At 68.1% G+C, this 14,595-nt stretch carries 12 protein-coding genes; 5 read left to right on the top strand and 7 right to left on the bottom strand.

Annotation, left to right across the window (positions count from 1 at the left end):
- Window positions 1-7 precede the first annotated feature (7 nt).
- Entirely contained in the window at window positions 8-400 is a 393-nt protein-coding gene (locus tag NSQ78_RS12455) for a DUF3224 domain-containing protein (RefSeq protein WP_064238638.1), read from the top strand.
- A gap of 12 nt (window positions 401-412) precedes the next feature.
- Here the strand turns inward: NSQ78_RS12455 and NSQ78_RS12450 are convergent, their stop codons facing one another.
- The 6 genes from NSQ78_RS12450 to NSQ78_RS12425 form a co-directional block, all read right to left on the bottom strand.
- Window positions 413-1,054 (bottom strand): response regulator transcription factor, encoded by a 642-nt coding sequence (locus tag NSQ78_RS12450; protein ID WP_053506352.1) that lies wholly within the window; start codon window positions 1,052-1,054, stop codon window positions 413-415.
- Window positions 1,047-2,102: an ATP-binding protein gene (locus NSQ78_RS12445; RefSeq protein WP_064238637.1), complete on the bottom strand. Its 1,056-nt coding sequence runs from the start codon at window positions 2,100-2,102 to the stop codon at window positions 1,047-1,049. Before NSQ78_RS12445 ends, NSQ78_RS12450 begins: the two co-directional genes overlap by 8 nt.
- Before the next feature lie 432 nt (window positions 2,103-2,534).
- Window positions 2,535-3,275, bottom strand: a complete 741-nt coding sequence (locus NSQ78_RS12440; RefSeq protein WP_064238636.1) for an MgtC/SapB family protein — start codon at window positions 3,273-3,275, stop codon at window positions 2,535-2,537.
- A gap of 31 nt (window positions 3,276-3,306) precedes the next feature.
- Complete coding sequence (gene mgtA / locus NSQ78_RS12435) at window positions 3,307-6,066, bottom strand: magnesium-translocating P-type ATPase (protein WP_064238635.1); 2,760 nt, start codon at window positions 6,064-6,066, stop codon at window positions 3,307-3,309.
- A 63-nt stretch (window positions 6,067-6,129) separates the two neighbouring features.
- Window positions 6,130-6,429 (bottom strand): hypothetical protein, encoded by a 300-nt coding sequence (locus NSQ78_RS12430; protein ID WP_049467132.1) that lies wholly within the window; start codon window positions 6,427-6,429, stop codon window positions 6,130-6,132.
- 293 nt (window positions 6,430-6,722) lie between these two features.
- Window positions 6,723-7,022 (bottom strand): hypothetical protein, encoded by a 300-nt coding sequence (locus NSQ78_RS12425; RefSeq protein WP_046430842.1) that lies wholly within the window; start codon window positions 7,020-7,022, stop codon window positions 6,723-6,725.
- A 261-nt stretch (window positions 7,023-7,283) separates the two neighbouring features.
- Here NSQ78_RS12425 and NSQ78_RS12420 point away from each other — a divergent pair, with 261 nt between their 5' ends.
- From NSQ78_RS12420 to NSQ78_RS12405, 4 genes are read left to right on the top strand one after another with little or no spacing between them, the layout of a single operon-like run.
- A complete protein-coding gene (locus NSQ78_RS12420; protein WP_064238634.1) occupies window positions 7,284-8,453 on the top strand; it encodes an efflux RND transporter periplasmic adaptor subunit in 1,170 nt (389 codons plus the stop codon).
- Window positions 8,450-11,563, top strand: coding sequence for a multidrug efflux RND transporter permease subunit (locus NSQ78_RS12415; RefSeq protein WP_064238633.1), 3,114 nt, complete (start codon window positions 8,450-8,452; stop codon window positions 11,561-11,563). Before NSQ78_RS12420 ends, NSQ78_RS12415 begins: the two co-directional genes overlap by 4 nt.
- The gene (locus NSQ78_RS12410; RefSeq protein WP_005413570.1) at window positions 11,560-12,249 is read left to right on the top strand and encodes a heavy metal response regulator transcription factor; all 690 of its coding nucleotides are present in this window, start codon (window positions 11,560-11,562) and stop codon (window positions 12,247-12,249) included. The genes NSQ78_RS12415 and NSQ78_RS12410 overlap by 4 nt, the downstream gene beginning before the upstream one ends.
- Complete coding sequence (locus NSQ78_RS12405; RefSeq protein ID WP_064238632.1) at window positions 12,246-13,607, top strand: heavy metal sensor histidine kinase; 1,362 nt, start codon at window positions 12,246-12,248, stop codon at window positions 13,605-13,607. The genes NSQ78_RS12410 and NSQ78_RS12405 overlap by 4 nt, the downstream gene beginning before the upstream one ends.
- Before the next feature lie 9 nt (window positions 13,608-13,616).
- Here NSQ78_RS12405 and pip read toward each other — a convergent pair whose 3' ends face one another.
- Window positions 13,617-14,576: a prolyl aminopeptidase gene (gene pip / locus NSQ78_RS12400; RefSeq protein WP_064238631.1), complete on the bottom strand. Its 960-nt coding sequence runs from the start codon at window positions 14,574-14,576 to the stop codon at window positions 13,617-13,619.
- Window positions 14,577-14,595: the final 19 nt, after the last annotated feature.

The following is a 14,595-nucleotide window of genomic DNA, read 5'->3' as shown; positions in this document are numbered from 1 at the left end:
GCGCGGGATGCAGGGTGAAGCACACGGTACGTTTGAAGTGGATCTGCGACCGGTCGGTGGCAACGACGGCCCGATCGCGGTGATGTCGATCGACAAGACCTTCACCGGCGACCTGCAGGGCAGCAGCGTCGGCCAGATGCTGGCCGTCCGCACGCCGGTGCAGGGCTCGGCCGGCTATGTGGCAATGGAACGGGTGACGGCCACGCTGGCCGGGCGCCAGGGCGGCTTCACCCTGCAGCACACCGGGCTGATGACCCGCGGCACGCCGGAGCTGAGGGTGGTGGTCGTGCCCGATTCCGGCAGTGATGGCCTGCTGGGCCTGGCCGGCACGCTGGAGATCACCATCAGCGAGGGCCGCCACGCGTACCGGCTGCTGTATTCGCTGCCCGATCCGCAGTAGGTGGGGCGGCGCTCAGCCGGAACCGGCCTGCAGGCGGTCGTACATGCGCACCAGGTCGACCAGGGTGCGTGCGCCCATCTTGCGCATCACCTGCGCACGGCGGACCTTCACCGTGATCTCGCTGACCCCGAGGTCACCGGCGATCTGCTTGTTGAGCCGGCCGCGCACCACGCCATCGACCACCTCGCGCTCGCCAGCGTTCAGTGAATCCCAGCGCTGCTGCAGCGCGCCCAGCACGTCGCCTTCGCGGCGGCGCTGGCGGTCGATCTCGATGCCCTTGTGGATGGCATCGAGCAGTTCCTGGTCACGGAAGGGCTTGGTCAGGAACTCGATGGCGCCGTCCTTGATCGCGTTGACACCCATCGCGATGTCGCCGTGGCCGGTGATGAACACCACGGGCAACTGCAGGCCATGGCTGCCCATCGTGCGATGGAATTCGAGGCCGCTCTGCCCGGGCATCCGCACATCCAGCACGAGGCACGCCGGCGCGTCTTCCAGGTCGTGTTCGAGGAAGGCCTGGGTGGACGCGAACGCCCGCACCTGCAGGCCCATCGAGGCCAGCAGGTCTTCCAGCGCCGCGCGTACAGAGGGATCGTCGTCGACCACATAGACGATGGGTGCTGGATCGATGGCCGGGGCCGTGGGCTTACGCATGGTGGACATCCGTGGCGACCGGCAGGTCGAAGACGAAGCAGGCACCGCCGCCTGCCGGGCGTTCGGCACGGATCTGGCCGTCGTTGGCCTCGATCATCGAGCGGCTCAGGCTGAGGCCCAGCCCCAACCCGTGTGACTTGGTGGTCCAGAACGCGTCGAAGACGCGCTCGGGATGCTCGGCGGGCAGGCCGACGCCACGATCGCGCACGCTGAGGCTGACCCGTTGGCCATCACGCCGGGTCAGCAGGGACAGGCGGCGATCGGCGGCAGGCACCGCCTCCATCGCGTCCACCGCATTGAGGATGAGGTTGCCGACCACCTGCTGCACCTGCACGCGGTCGGCATGCACCGGTGGCAGGTCGGGGTCCAGCAGCAGGGCTACAGGCACGCCATGCCGGTCCAGTTCGCTGCGCGACAGCGCCAGCATTTCCTCCACGGCCTGGTTCAGGTCGAAGGCGCGTCGTTCCGGTGCCGCGCCCTGGGTCAGGCCGCGGATGCGGGCGATCACGTCACCGGCGCGATGCGCGTCGGCGAGGATGCGGGCCACGGTCTGCCGCGCCTTGTCCACGTTCGGTGGGTCCTGCGCGAGCCAGCGCTGGCAGGCCTCGGCGCTGCTGGCGATGGCCGCCAGCGGCTGGTTCACTTCATGCGCGATGGAGGTGGTCAGTTCGCCCACGGTGGACGCGCGCGCCACCCGCAACAGGCGGCCCTGCGCCTCCTGCACGGCGGCCTTGGCCGCTTCCATGTTCAGCGCGAGGTAGGTGGTGATGCCGATCACCAGCATGCCGATCACCGAGTTGACCAGGCCGATGCGGTAGGTGCCGAAGCGGGTCAGGAAGAAACTCAGTCCGGTCAGCGCGATGCAGGCGATGGCCAGCGTGATCAGGCCGCGGGCGGCCAGCACGCGCGACGCCGCGAGGATGACCGCCGCGTAGAAGCAGGCGGCGGCAACCGCGTAATCGGTGACGGTGTCGATCAGGAAGATCGCGGCCATCACGACGATCAGGGCCAGCAGCACCAGCGGGCGGCGGGGCGACAGCGATGGCATCGGGACGGCTCCCTGGCGTGGGGTGAAAGGATAGCAAAGCCGCCCTCGGTAGATGCCGACCGGTAGTGCCGGCCGCTGGTACAACTGCACGGTGTTGCCGGAGCTCATGAGGTTGCCAGCCAGCGGCCGGCACTACCGCAGCGGTGGGCGCGCCGAGGCGATGCACTGTGCGTCCGGGATCGTGAGGTTGCCGGCCAGCGGCCGGCACTACCGCAGCGGTGGGCGCGCCGAGGCGATGCACGGTGCGTCCGGGATCATGGGGTTGCCGGCCAGCGGCCGGCACTACCGCTGCGGTGGGCGTGCCGAGGCGATGCACGGTGCGTCCGGGATCGTGAGGTTGCCGGCCAGCGGCCGGCACTACCGCAGCGGTGGGCGTGCCGAGGCGATGCACGGTGCGTCCGGGATCATGAGGTTGCCGGCCAGCGGCCGGCACTACTCTTCCAGGCTGGCGTTCCAGAACCCCTGCAGCACGCCGGGCGTGGTTGCCAGCGTGGCAAGAACCGCATCCAGCTCTCCGGCATCGACCGCGGTCGCGTACAACACGGCTTCGATTTCCACGTCACGGTCGCCGAATGGGCGCTGGTCCACCGCGCGCACCGGGTACTGCGCCTGCTCCAGCAGCAGCAACAGCCGGTCCAGCACCTCGGCCTGCTGCTCGCGCTGGCAGACCACGTTGATCGCATACGTGGCCTCGCTGAACGCTTCCGGCAGCGGCTGCCGCTGGATGCGGTTCACCACCGGCCGCAGCAGGGTGTTGGCAGCCAGCACGAACACTGCGGCCAGCACCGCTTCGGGCAGCAGCTTGATGCCGGCACACGCGCCCACTGCCGCCGATCCCCACAGCGTGGCCGCGGTGTTCAGGCCGGACACCTGCGCGCCCTCCTTCATGATTGCGCCGGCACCTAGGAAGCCAACGCCGGAGATCACATAGGCGACCACATGCAGTGGCGACGGCGGGCCGCCGTACAGGTCATGGAAGCGCACCGCCAGGTCGACGAACACCGCTGCACCCACTGCCACCAGTGTATTGGTACGCAGGCCGGCGGTGCGCTGGCGCAGCTGCCGCTCCAGGCCGATGGCCGTGCCCAGCACGAACGCCACCGACAGGCTGATCAGCGAGCTGAGGGTTGCGCCGGCGTTGAACGCCGGCAGGTTCGGGTTGATGTCGAGCATCCATTTCTCCCTGGACGAGGCCGGCGGGCGCCTACTGCCAGCCGTAACGACGGATGTAGAACTTCTTCAGCGCAGTGGTCAGCACCGCATAGCCGACCAGGATCGCGACCAGGAACGGCCAATAGCCGGCGGGCAGCGCCTGCAGCTTGAAGTAGCCGGCCAGCGGGCTCATCGGCAGGAACACGCCGATGGCCATGATCAGGCCGGTCATCAGCAGCAGGGGCGGCGCGGCAATGCTCTGCAGGAACGGCACCTTGGGCGTGCGGATCATGTGCACGATCAGGGTCTGGGTCAGCAGGCCGACCACGAACCAGCCGGACTGGAACAGGCCCTGGTCGGCCGGCGTGCGTGCGTCGAACACGTACCACATCAGTGCGAAGCAGGTCAGGTCGAAGAGCGAGCTGATCGGCCCGAAGAACACCATGAAGCGGCCGATGTCCGCCGGGTTCCACTTCAGCGGCCTGCGCACCAGTTCCTCGTCAACGTTGTCGAACGGGATGGCGATCTGCGAGATGTCGTACAGCAGGTTCTGCACCAGCAGCTGCAGCGGCAGCATGGGCAGGAACGGCAGGAAGGCCGAGGCCACCAGCACCGAGAACACGTTGCCGAAGTTGGAGCTGGCGGTCATGCGGATGTACTTCAGCATGTTGTTGAACGTGCGCCGGCCCTGGATGACGCCTTCCTCCAGCACCATCAGGTTCTTCTCCAGCAGGATGATGTCGGCCGCCTCCTTGGCGATGTCCACCGCGCTGTCCACGCTGATGCCGATATCGGCTGCGCGCAGCGCCGGCGCATCGTTGATGCCGTCGCCGAGGAAGCCGACCACCTTGCCCTGCGCGCGCAGCTCGCGCACCAGCCGCTCCTTGTGCAGCGGCGTCAGCCGGGCAAACACGCGATGGTGGTGCAGCGCCCGCGACAGCGCGCCGTCGTCCATGCGCTCGATCTGCGGGCCGGTCAGGATGGTGTCCGCGTCCAGTCCCACCTGAGCGCAGACACGGGCGGTCACCAGCTCGTTGTCGCCGGTGAATACCTTCACTTCCACGCCATGCGCGGCCAGCGCCTGCAGCGCCTGTGCGGCCGATTCCTTCGGCGGGTCCAGGAACGCCACGTAGCCGACCAGGGTCAGTCCACACTCGTCAGCCTGCGTGTACACCGTCTGGTGGGCTGCGGTCTCCTTCATCGCCACCGCCACCACGCGCAGGCCCTGTTCGTTCAGCTCCTCGGTGGTCTGCCGCACCCGCGCCAGGCGACGCTCGTCCAGTGGCATGTCCTGGCCGTTCTCGCGCACGGTGCTGCATACCGCCAGCATCTCTTCCACCGCGCCCTTGCAGATCAGCTCATGGTGGTCCTCGCGTTCGGATACCACCACCGACATGCGGCGGCGCTCGAAGTCGAACGGGATCTCGTCCACCTTGTGGTAGTCCTGCGACAGCCGCAGCGAGCTCTGCAGCTCCACGTGCTCCAGCACCGCACGGTCCAGCAGGTTGATCAGGCCGGTCTGGAAGTGGCTGTTGAGATAGGCGAACTTCAGCACGTCTTCCGAATCGTGGCCGAACACATCGGTGTGGCGCTCCAGCGCGATCCTGTCCTGGGTGAGCGTGCCGGTCTTGTCGGTGCACAGCACTTCCATGGCGCCGAAGTTCTGGATCGCATCCAGGCGCTTGACGATCACCTTGCGCCGCGACAGCAGCACCGCGCCCTTGGCCAGGGTGGAGGTGACGATCATCGGCAGCATTTCCGGCGTCAGGCCCACCGCCACTGACAGCGCGAACAGGAACGCCTCGGTCCAGTCGCCCTTGGTCCAGCCGTTGATCAGCAGCACGAACGGCACCATCACCAGCGCGAAGCGGATCAGCAGCCAGCTGACACTGTTGACGCCGGCCTGGAACGCGGTCGGCGCACGGTCGGTGGCGGTGCTGCGCTGGGCCAGCGTGCCGAAGTAGGTGCGGTTGCCGGTGGCCAGCACCACGGCGGTGGCGGTGCCTGACACCACGTTGGTGCCCATGAACAGCAGGTTGTGCTGTTCCAGCAGGCCAGCCAGGCCATCGCCGGGGTGCGCGAACTTTTCCACCGGCAGCGATTCGCCGGTCATCGCGGCCTGCGCGACGAACAGGTCCTTGGCGGTCAGCACGCGGCAATCGGCCGGAATCATGTCGCCGGCCGACAGCACGATGTGGTCGCCGGGCACCAGCTCGCGGATCGGCAGGTCCAGCAGGCGTGCCGGGCGACGGCTGTGCAGGTGCGCGCCGAAATACTGGTCGGCCACATCCGCAGCCTCGGTGCCGGGATTGCGGCGCAGCACGCGTGCGGTGTTGCCGACCAGGGCCTTCAGCCGCTCGGCGGCCCGGTTCGAACGACCCTCCTGGACGAAGCGGATCAGCGTGGACAGCAGCACCATCGCGCCGATCACCACGGTGGCCTTGATGTCCTCGGTCAGCCAGGACACCGCCGCCAGCACGGTCAGCAGCAGGTTGAACGGATTGCGGTAGCACTGCCACAGGTGGCGCCACCACGGCAGCGGCTTTTCGTGATCCACCTCGTTGGGGCCGAGCGTGGCCAGCCGCTCCTCGGCTTCATGCGGGCTGAGGCCATCGGCATGCGAGCCCAGCGTGGCCAGCAGTTCGGCTTCCTCCTGCTGGGCAAGGGTGACCAGGCCGGTGGTGAGCGCGAACGGCGCCGCCTCGGCGCTGCCCGGGCCGAACCCGGCCTCGGGCATCGCACGGCGGCGGAACAGGTTGCCTGCGCGGCGGCTGCGCAGGAAGGCGTTGAACCAGGCGTTGAGCAGGCTCATGGGACGCTCCTTGAATGTCAGAGCCGGCCGCAGCCGGAACACGAACGGAATGGGTGAGGCAGATCAGGCGTGGCGCATCGCCAGCACCGCCGGCGACCACGGCTGCATGTGCAGGCGCTGGCTGCCGCCGATGCATAGCGGTTTCATTGCATCGCGCAGGGGATAGGGCAGGTGGCGAAGCACATTGATGCGCTCGCTGATCGGCAGCAGCGACAGCGCGTCGGCCACCACGCGGGGTGAACCCAGCGACAGCGACCGGGCGAACATGACCGGGCCGTGCTGCAGCAGTTGGCTGCGCAGGCCGGCGACATCGCGCTCACCGATCAGGCGGCGCAGGGTGATGTAGAGGATCTTGTAGGACATGGGGGCGATCTCCAGGCAGGCGGCGCCTGGCGGTCCCCCGTCACTCAGGCAGGCAGGGACCGGCGGGCAGGCGCCAGGAACAGGCAACAAGCGGTCATCCGGGGCGCGGCACGCCCGGCAGGGTCGGGGTCCATCTGCGTCTCCATGAGGGGAGGGTGCCAGCCAGGGTTGCCCTGGCCAGTGGCGCTATTGTCCGCCCCTGAATGGGGCAGGCCTAGAGGCCCGTGGGTTAGCCCGGCTATACCTTGGTATAGCCGGGCACATGCGGTGCCGATCAAGGATCCAGTGGTGGGTCAATGTGCGCCGCTGGTCTGCTTGCACACGTCGTACTCGCCACGGGTCAACGTCTTGTCACGGTCGGTATCGCAGGCGTGCAAGCGTTCGGCCCAGTCCGGAGCCACTGCATCGACTTCCGCCAGGGTGACAATGCCGTCCTTGTCCTTGTCCAGCGACTCATACGGCGGTATCAGCTTCACTTCGGTGACGTCCTCGGCGGCGGTGGCCTTGCTTGCCTCCTGGGTCTTGGAACAGGCGCCCAACAGCAGGCCGATGGTGATGACGAGGACAGCAGGAACGTAGCGAATGCCGGTCATGACAGGCTCCAGAAGTGGGGACGCGGCCACGGGTGTGGATGGCCACGGCCGGATATTCGGCCCGGATCTGTAAGCGAGCTGCGAAGAACCGAGCGGGTCGCCAGATGGCGGTGGGCCACCGTTCACCCGCACGCCCCATGCGTGCACCGGCCGCACCTGACGAAATTGTCAGGCAGGCGACAGCAAGGCGCCGGAGGCCAGCCGGGAGGATGGCATCAGGCCCGCGCAGCCCCCGCGCCGGCACCGGTATGGATCCCTGTCATGCGAATTCCCTTCCTGTCCGCACGAATGCGTCGCCGCCACCTTGTCCTGGGCGTGTTGCTGCTGGTGGTGTTGTCGCTGGTGATGCTGTTCCAGGGTGTGCCGCGCAGCGACGCGCAACCGGCCAATGCGCCGCCGCCGGTACCGGTGGTGACCGGCCGTGTCGAGCAGCGCGACGTGGCGCATTGGCGCAGCGGCGTAGGCACGGTGCAGTCGTTGCAGAGCGCCGTGCTGCGGCCGCAGGTCGATGGCGTTCTGACCGAGGTGCTGTTCGAGGAAGGCCAGAAGGTGCGCAAGGGCCAGTTGCTGGCCCGTATCGATGATCGCGCGATCCGTGCCGACCTGGGTGGCGCACAGGCTGCGGTGGTTCGCGACCGTGCCACGCTGGATGCCGCGCGCTCGGACCTGGCGCGGCTGCAGCACCTGTCTACCGACCAGCTGGTTTCGCGGCAGATGCTGGAGCAGCAGGCGGCCACGGTACAGCAGCTGCAGGCCACCGGGCGTGGCAATCAGTCGGCGGTGGATGCCGCACAGGTGCAGCTGTCGTACACCCGTATCCTGGCGCCGATGGATGGCCGCATCGGCCTGCGCCAGGTGGACCCCGGCAACCTGGTGCGTGCCACCGATACGCAGGGACTGGTGACGGTGCAGCAGACAGATCCGATCTCGGTGGTGTTCGCGCTGCCGCAGGACGCGTTGCCGCAGCTGCGGCAGGCACTGGCTGCCGGCGACGTGGCGGTGCAGGCGCTGGACCGCGATGGTGGCCAGCGCCTCGCCGAAGGCACCCTGCAGGTGATCGACAATCAGATCGACGAGACCTCCGGCACGGTGCGGTTGCGTGCCCGCTTCGCCAATGCCGACGACCGGCTGTGGCCCGGGCAGCTGGTCAGCGTGCGGATACGCATCGGCCAGACCACGGACGCACTGGTGGTGGACGCTGCGGCAATCCAGCGCGGTGTCGAGGGCAGCTTCGTCTACCGCGTAGTGGGGGATGGGAGCGTCGAGGTGCTACCGGTCACCGTTGGTGAAGCCGAGAACGGGCAGGTGGCCATACAGGGCGAGCTGCGGGTGGGTGATGTGATCGTTCGCGATGGCCAGTCGCGCCTGCGCCCGGGTGTGGTCGTCACTGAAGCCGGCGCACCGGTTGCCAGGGCCGGGGCCGCACCATGAGCACCCGCGTTTCGCTGTCCAGCTGGTTCGTCCGGCATCCGGTGGCCACCACGCTGCTGACGCTGGCGGTGATACTGCTCGGCGTGGCCGCGTTGCCACGGTTGCCGGTGGCACCTCTGCCTGAAGCGGAATTCCCGACCATCCGCGTCAATGCCAGCCTGCCCGGCGCCAGCGCCGAGACCATGGCGTCGGCGGTGGCTACGCCACTGGAAACGCAGCTGACCGGCGTGCCCGGCATCATCGAGATGACCTCCACCAGCGCGCTCGGCAGCACCTCGATCACGCTGCAGTTCGATCTGGAAAAGAACATCGATACCGCCGCACAGGAAGTACAGGCGGCAATCAATGCGGCGGCCGGGCGCCTGCCCGGCGACCTGCCGAACCTGCCGACCTGGCGCAAGGTCAACCCGGCCGACAGCCCGATCCTGGTGCTCAGCGTGGTCTCGGCACAGATGTCGATGACCGAGCTGAGCGACCTGGCCGAGAGCCGCTTGGCGCGTTCGATCAGCCAGATCAGTGGCGTGTCCGAGGTCAATATCGTCGGCCAGCAGCGCCCGGCCATCCGCATCCAGGCCCAGCCGGAGCGGCTGGCATCGATGGGCATGACCCTGTCCGACCTGCGCGGCGTGGCCCAGAACGCCAGCCTCAACCAGGCCAAGGGCGCGCTGATGGGCGAACAGCGCACGTCCACCTTCGAGGCCAACGACCAGCTGTTCGATGCCCAGGACTACCGCCAGCTGGTGGTCGCCTACCGGCAGGGTTCGCCGGTCACGCTGGGCGATGTCGCGCAAGTGGTCGACGGTGCCGAGAACGCCTATGTGCAGGCGTGGCCGAACGGGCAGCCGGGCGTGGGCCTGATCATCAGCCGGCAGCCGGGCGCGAATATCGTTCGCACCACCGATGCGGTGCTGGCCGCCTTGCCGGAGCTGCGCGCCAACCTGCCGGCCAGCGTCGATGTGGAAGTGCTCAACGACCGCACGCGCACCATCCGCGCGTCGCTGCACGAGGTGGAGGTCACCCTGGTGCTGACCATCGTCCTGGTGGTGCTGGTGATGGGGCTGTTCCTGCGCCAGCTCTCGGCCACGCTCATCGTCGGTGCGGTGCTGGTCGTAGCGCTGGTCGCCACGTTCGCCGCAATGTATGTGGCCGGCTTCAGCCTCAACAACCTCACCCTGGTCGCACTGGTGGTAGCGGTCGGCTTCGTGGTGGACGACGCCATCGTGGTGGTGGAGAACATCCACCGCCATCGCGAGGCCGGTTTGGGGCCCGTGGAAGCGGCACTGAAGGGTGCCGAGGAGATCGGCTTCACCGTGGTGTCGATCAGCCTGTCGCTGATCGCGGCGTTCATCCCGCTGCTGTTCATGGGCGGCGTGGTCGGGCGCCTGTTCGCGGAGTTCGCGATGACCATCACGGTCGCGATCCTGATCTCCATCGTGGCCTCGCTGACGCTGGCGCCGATGATGGCTGCGCACCTGATGAAGCGCATGCCGGCCCATCGCGACGGCCAGGACACGCTGGCCGGGCGCCTGTTGGCCGGCTACGACCGCAGCCTGCAGTGGGCGTTGGGCCACCAGCGGCTGGTCCTGCTCGGCTTCGGCGCGACGGTGGCGGTAGCGGTGGCCTCGTACGTGATGATCCCGAAGGGCTTCTTCCCGCTGCAGGACACCGCCTTCGTGTTCGCCACCACCGAAGCGGCACAGGACATCGGCTTCGAGGAGATGGCGGCCAAGCACCAGCAGCTGGCGAAGATCGCCGCCGAGGATCCTGCGTTGCAGGCCTACAACCATGCGGTGGGTGCCACCGGTGGCAGCCAGACCCTCTCCAATGGCCGCTTCTGGTTCATCCTGAAGGACCGCGGCGACCGCGACGTGGACGTGCATGGCTTCATCGACCGGCTGCGCGCGAAGATGGCCAGCGTGCCGGGCATCACCGTGTACATGCGGGCCGCGCAGGACATCAACCTGGGCGCGGGGCCGGCGCGCACGCAGTACCAGTACGCACTGCGCGGCCAGGATAGCCGCGAGCTGTCACGCTGGGCCGAGCAGCTGACCGAACACCTGCGCGGTCTGCCGCAGCTGCGTGACGTGTCCAACGATCAGCAGGTCGGCGCCAGCGTTACCCGGTTGCAGATCGATCGCACCGCTGCGGCGCGCTTCGGCTTGACCGCCAACGATATCGACCAAGTGCTCTACGATGCGTTCGGCCAGCGCCAGATCAACGAGTTCCAGACCGAGACCAACCAGTACCGGGTGATTCTGGAGATCGCGCCCGGCCTGCTTGGCCAGGTCGATGCGCTGTCCTACTTCCACCTGCGTTCGCCGCTGACCGGGCAGATGGTGCCGCTGTCGGCGGTGGCCCAGGTGCAGCCGCCGGGCAACGGGCCGCTGTCGATCAGCCACAACGGCATGCTGCCGGCGGTGAACCTGTCGTTCAACCTGGCGCCGGGCGTCTCGCTGGGTGAGGCGGTTACCCTGGTCGAGCAGGCACAGGCGCAGATCGGCATGCCCGACAGCATCAACGGGCGCTTCCAGGGCACCGCACAGGCGTTCCAGGAATCGCTGGCCAGCCAGCCGTTGCTCATTCTGGCCGCGCTGCTGGCCGTCTACATCATCCTCGGCGTGCTGTACGAGAGCTTCGTGCACCCGCTCACCATCCTGTCCACGCTGCCGTCGGCCGGTATCGGTGCCGTGCTGATGCTGTGGCTGTGGGGGCTGGATTTCTCGATCATGGCGCTGATCGGCATCGTGCTGCTGATCGGCATCGTCAAGAAGAACGGCATCCTGATGGTCGACTTCGCGCTGGATGCCCAGCGCAACCGCGGGTTGACCCCGCTGCAGGCCATCCACGAGGCCTGCCTGACCCGCTTCCGCCCGATCATGATGACGACGTTGGCGGCGCTGCTGGGTGCCATTCCGCTGATGATCGGCTTCGGCACCGGCTCGGAGCTGCGCCAGCCGCTGGGTGTGGCGGTGGTGGGTGGCCTGCTGATCAGCCAGTTGCTGACCCTGTACAGTACCCCGGTGATCTACCTGGCCCTGGACCGGCTGTTCCTGCAGCGCCGACGCGAACGCAGGGCGGCCGCCGGTGCCGCGCTGACGGAGCCCGGATGAAACTGCTGATCGTCGAGGATGAGAGCAAGACCGCCCACTACCTGCGCACCGGCCTGGGCGAGCAGGGCTGGGCGGTCGACCTGGCCGCCGACGGCGTGACCGGCCTGCACCTTGCCCGCGAGTTCGACTACGACGTGATCGTGCTGGACGTGATGCTGCCCGGCATGGACGGCTTCAACGTGCTGCGCGAACTGCGCCGCAGCAAGCAGACCCCGGTGATCATGCTGACCGCGCGCGACCGCGTGGATGACCGCGTGCACGGGCTGGGGCAGGGTGCCGACGACTACCTGGTCAAGCCGTTCTCGTTCATCGAACTGCTGGCGCGCCTGCAGGCGCTGGTCCGGCGCGGCCGCCAGCAGGAGCCGACCGAACTTCAGGTGGGCGACCTGCAGGTCAACCTGCTGGCGCGCCGCGCCTATCGTGACGGTGCGCGACTGGACCTGACCGGCAAGGAATTCGCGCTGCTGGCCCTGCTTGCGCAGCGGCGCGGGCAGATCCTGTCCAAGACGGTGATCGCCGCGCAGGTCTGGGACATCAATTTCGACAGCAACACCAACGTGGTGGAAGTGGCGATCAAGCGCCTGCGCAGCAAGCTTGACGGCCCGTACCCCAGCAAGCTGCTGCATACGGTGCGCGGCATGGGCTACGTGCTGGAAGTGCGCGATGACGAGGGTGATGGTCGATGAGGTGGTCGATCGCCCAGCGCCTGTCGGCGATGTTCGCGCTGGCCGCGCTGCTGGTATTCGCCCTGCTGGGCATCGGCGTGTATGGCGTGCTGGAACGGCAGGTGGTGCGTTACCAGCACGCCGAGCTGCAGACCAAGCTGCACGCGGTCAGCGGCAGTGTGGCGATGTGCGATACCCGCGAACGCTGGAGCAAGGTGCGCGACAAGGTCGGCAACCTGATTTCCGGCGACCGCGACACGCTGGTCTGGGCCTGGAGTGACGACCCGACCTTCCGCATCGGTGGTGAGCGCCCACAGGTGCAGCCACCCAATGGCCACGACAGCGGCATGGGCACGTTGCAGCGCGAGGGCCAGCATCCGCTGCGTACGCTGTATGAGCGCGTGCCCGGCAAGGGCGTGCGGCCGGCGGTGGACCTGTGGATCGGTATCGACTCCGAACCGTACACGCATGCCTTGCAGCGCTTCGCCGTGGCGCTGTGGGTTGCCGGCGGGCTGGGCGTGCTGCTGGTGGCCGGCCTCGGCTACTGGATCGCGCGCCTGGGACTGGCCCCGTTGCGCGCGCTTTCGGACGAGGCGCGCTCGCTCAGCCCGCAGCGGTTGTCACAGCGGCTCGGCACACAGGCGCTGCCGGCAGAGCTGGGGCACCTGACGCATGCCTTCAACGGTGCACTGGATCGCCTCGAGGCCGCCTACACGCGGCTGGATGCGTTCAACGCAGACGTGGCGCATGAGCTGCGCACGCCGCTGGCCAACCTGATGGGGCAGACCCAGGTGGCCCTGTCACGGCCGCGCGACAACGCGCAGCTGCAGGACGTGATGCAGTCCAACCTGGAAGAGCTGGAGCGGCTGCGCGCCATCGTCAACGACATGCTGTTCCTGTCGCGGGCCGGGCAGGGCGACATCGCGATGGAGACCCGGCCGGTGGCGCTGGCCGACGAAGTGGCCGCCGCCGGGGACTTCCTTGAATTCCTGTTCGAGGAAGCCGGGCTGACCCTCCGCATCGAAGGTGATGCGACCGCCAGCATCGATCCATCGCTGTTCCGGCGTGCCCTGACCAACCTGCTGCACAACGCCGTGCAGCATGCGCGGCCCGGTACCGCGGTGCGGGTACAGCTGCAGGCCGAAGGCAAGGGCGCGCGCATTGCGGTGTTGAACGAAGGCGATGGCATCGCCGCCGAGCACCTGCCGCTGTTGTTCGAGCGTTTCTACCGGGTTGACCAGGCCCGCGAGTACCGGGGCGAACGCCACCACGGCCTGGGCCTGTCGATCGTCAAGGCCATCGCCGTGCTGCATGGTGGCGATGTGTTCGTGGCCAGCCGCAACGGGCTGACCACGGTGGGGTTCACGGTGGCGTGTTGACGCTGCGGGTCAGGTGCCGTTGCCGAACCGGTCGGCAAACGCATCCGTGGCCCGCACCAGCGCATCGACCGTGGCCGGCTCGTTGGCGCTGTGGCCGGAGGTCACCATCTCCAGCCGCGCTTCCGGCCAGGCCTTGGCCAGGTCCCACGCGCTGCGCGGCGGGCAGATGATGTCGTAGCGCCCCTGCACGATCACGCCGGGCAGGTGGCGGATGCGATCGATATCGCGCAGCAGCTGGTCGGGTTCCAGGAAGATCCCGTTGCGGAAGTAGTGCGCTTCAATACGGGCCTTGGCCAGCGTATCCAGCGGATCATCGGTGGATTGCGTATCCACGTCGTGCTGCAGGGTGGCGGCGTTGTCTTCCCAGCCCAGCCAGGCCTGCGCGGCTTCGATGCGGGTCGTCTCGTCCGCGCTGTCCAGCCGCGACCAGTAGGCTGCGATCATGTCACCACGCTCGGCTTCTGGGATGTAGGCCTCATAGCGGTCCCAGCGCTCCGGGAAGATCCAGCGCGCACCCCCATCGGCCTCGGCGAACCAGCGGTTCTCCATTTCGCGGCCGAGGAACACGCCACGCACGATCAAGCCGGTGGCGCGCCCGGGATGTGCCTGCGCATAGGCCAGCGACAGCGTCGAACCCCAGGAGCCGCCGTAGACCAGCCAGCGCTCGATGCCCAGGTGCTCACGCACCTTCTCGATGTCACCGACCAGGTCCTGCGTGGTGTTGTCGCGCAGCTCGCCGAACGGCGTGGAACGGCCGCTGCCGCGCTGGTCGATCAACACGATGCGGTAGCGCGCCGGATCGAAGAAGCGGCGATGGGTCGGCGAGATGCCAGCACCCGGCCCGCCGTGCAGGTACACCACCGGAATGCCCTCCGGCGTGCCGCACTCTTCGATATGCAGCGTGTGCAGATCGCTCACCGGCAGGGTGAATTCGCGGTAGGGCTCGATGGCCGGGTACAGGGTGCGCATGGCGGGTGTCTCACAAGCA

Source organism: Stenotrophomonas sp. FSL W7-1447 (genome assembly GCF_037966425.1).
In the GTDB taxonomy this organism is placed as follows: domain Bacteria; phylum Pseudomonadota; class Gammaproteobacteria; order Xanthomonadales; family Xanthomonadaceae; genus Stenotrophomonas; species Stenotrophomonas pavanii.
The sequence above is the reverse complement of the archived record's forward strand: the minus strand, read 5'-3'. Positions and strand labels throughout refer to the sequence as shown.

Coding starts and splice junctions, on each gene's coding strand:
- NSQ78_RS12405 (WP_064238632.1), top strand. CDS start 12,246: ATGAGGTGGTCGATCGCCCAGCGCCTGTCGGCGATGTTCGCGCTGGCC.
- NSQ78_RS12450 (WP_053506352.1), bottom strand. CDS start 1,054: ATGCGTAAGCCCACGGCCCCGGCCATCGATCCAGCACCCATCGTCTAT.
- NSQ78_RS12415 (WP_064238633.1), top strand. CDS start 8,450: ATGAGCACCCGCGTTTCGCTGTCCAGCTGGTTCGTCCGGCATCCGGTG.
- mgtA (WP_064238635.1), bottom strand. CDS start 6,066: ATGAGCCTGCTCAACGCCTGGTTCAACGCCTTCCTGCGCAGCCGCCGC.
- NSQ78_RS12455 (WP_064238638.1), top strand. CDS start 8: ATGCAGGGTGAAGCACACGGTACGTTTGAAGTGGATCTGCGACCGGTC.
- NSQ78_RS12430 (WP_049467132.1), bottom strand. CDS start 6,429: ATGTCCTACAAGATCCTCTACATCACCCTGCGCCGCCTGATCGGTGAG.
- NSQ78_RS12445 (WP_064238637.1), bottom strand. CDS start 2,102: ATGCCATCGCTGTCGCCCCGCCGCCCGCTGGTGCTGCTGGCCCTGATC.
- NSQ78_RS12425 (WP_046430842.1), bottom strand. CDS start 7,022: ATGACCGGCATTCGCTACGTTCCTGCTGTCCTCGTCATCACCATCGGC.
- NSQ78_RS12440 (WP_064238636.1), bottom strand. CDS start 3,275: ATGCTCGACATCAACCCGAACCTGCCGGCGTTCAACGCCGGCGCAACC.
- NSQ78_RS12420 (WP_064238634.1), top strand. CDS start 7,284: ATGCGAATTCCCTTCCTGTCCGCACGAATGCGTCGCCGCCACCTTGTC.
- NSQ78_RS12410 (WP_005413570.1), top strand. CDS start 11,560: ATGAAACTGCTGATCGTCGAGGATGAGAGCAAGACCGCCCACTACCTG.
- pip (WP_064238631.1), bottom strand. CDS start 14,576: ATGCGCACCCTGTACCCGGCCATCGAGCCCTACCGCGAATTCACCCTG.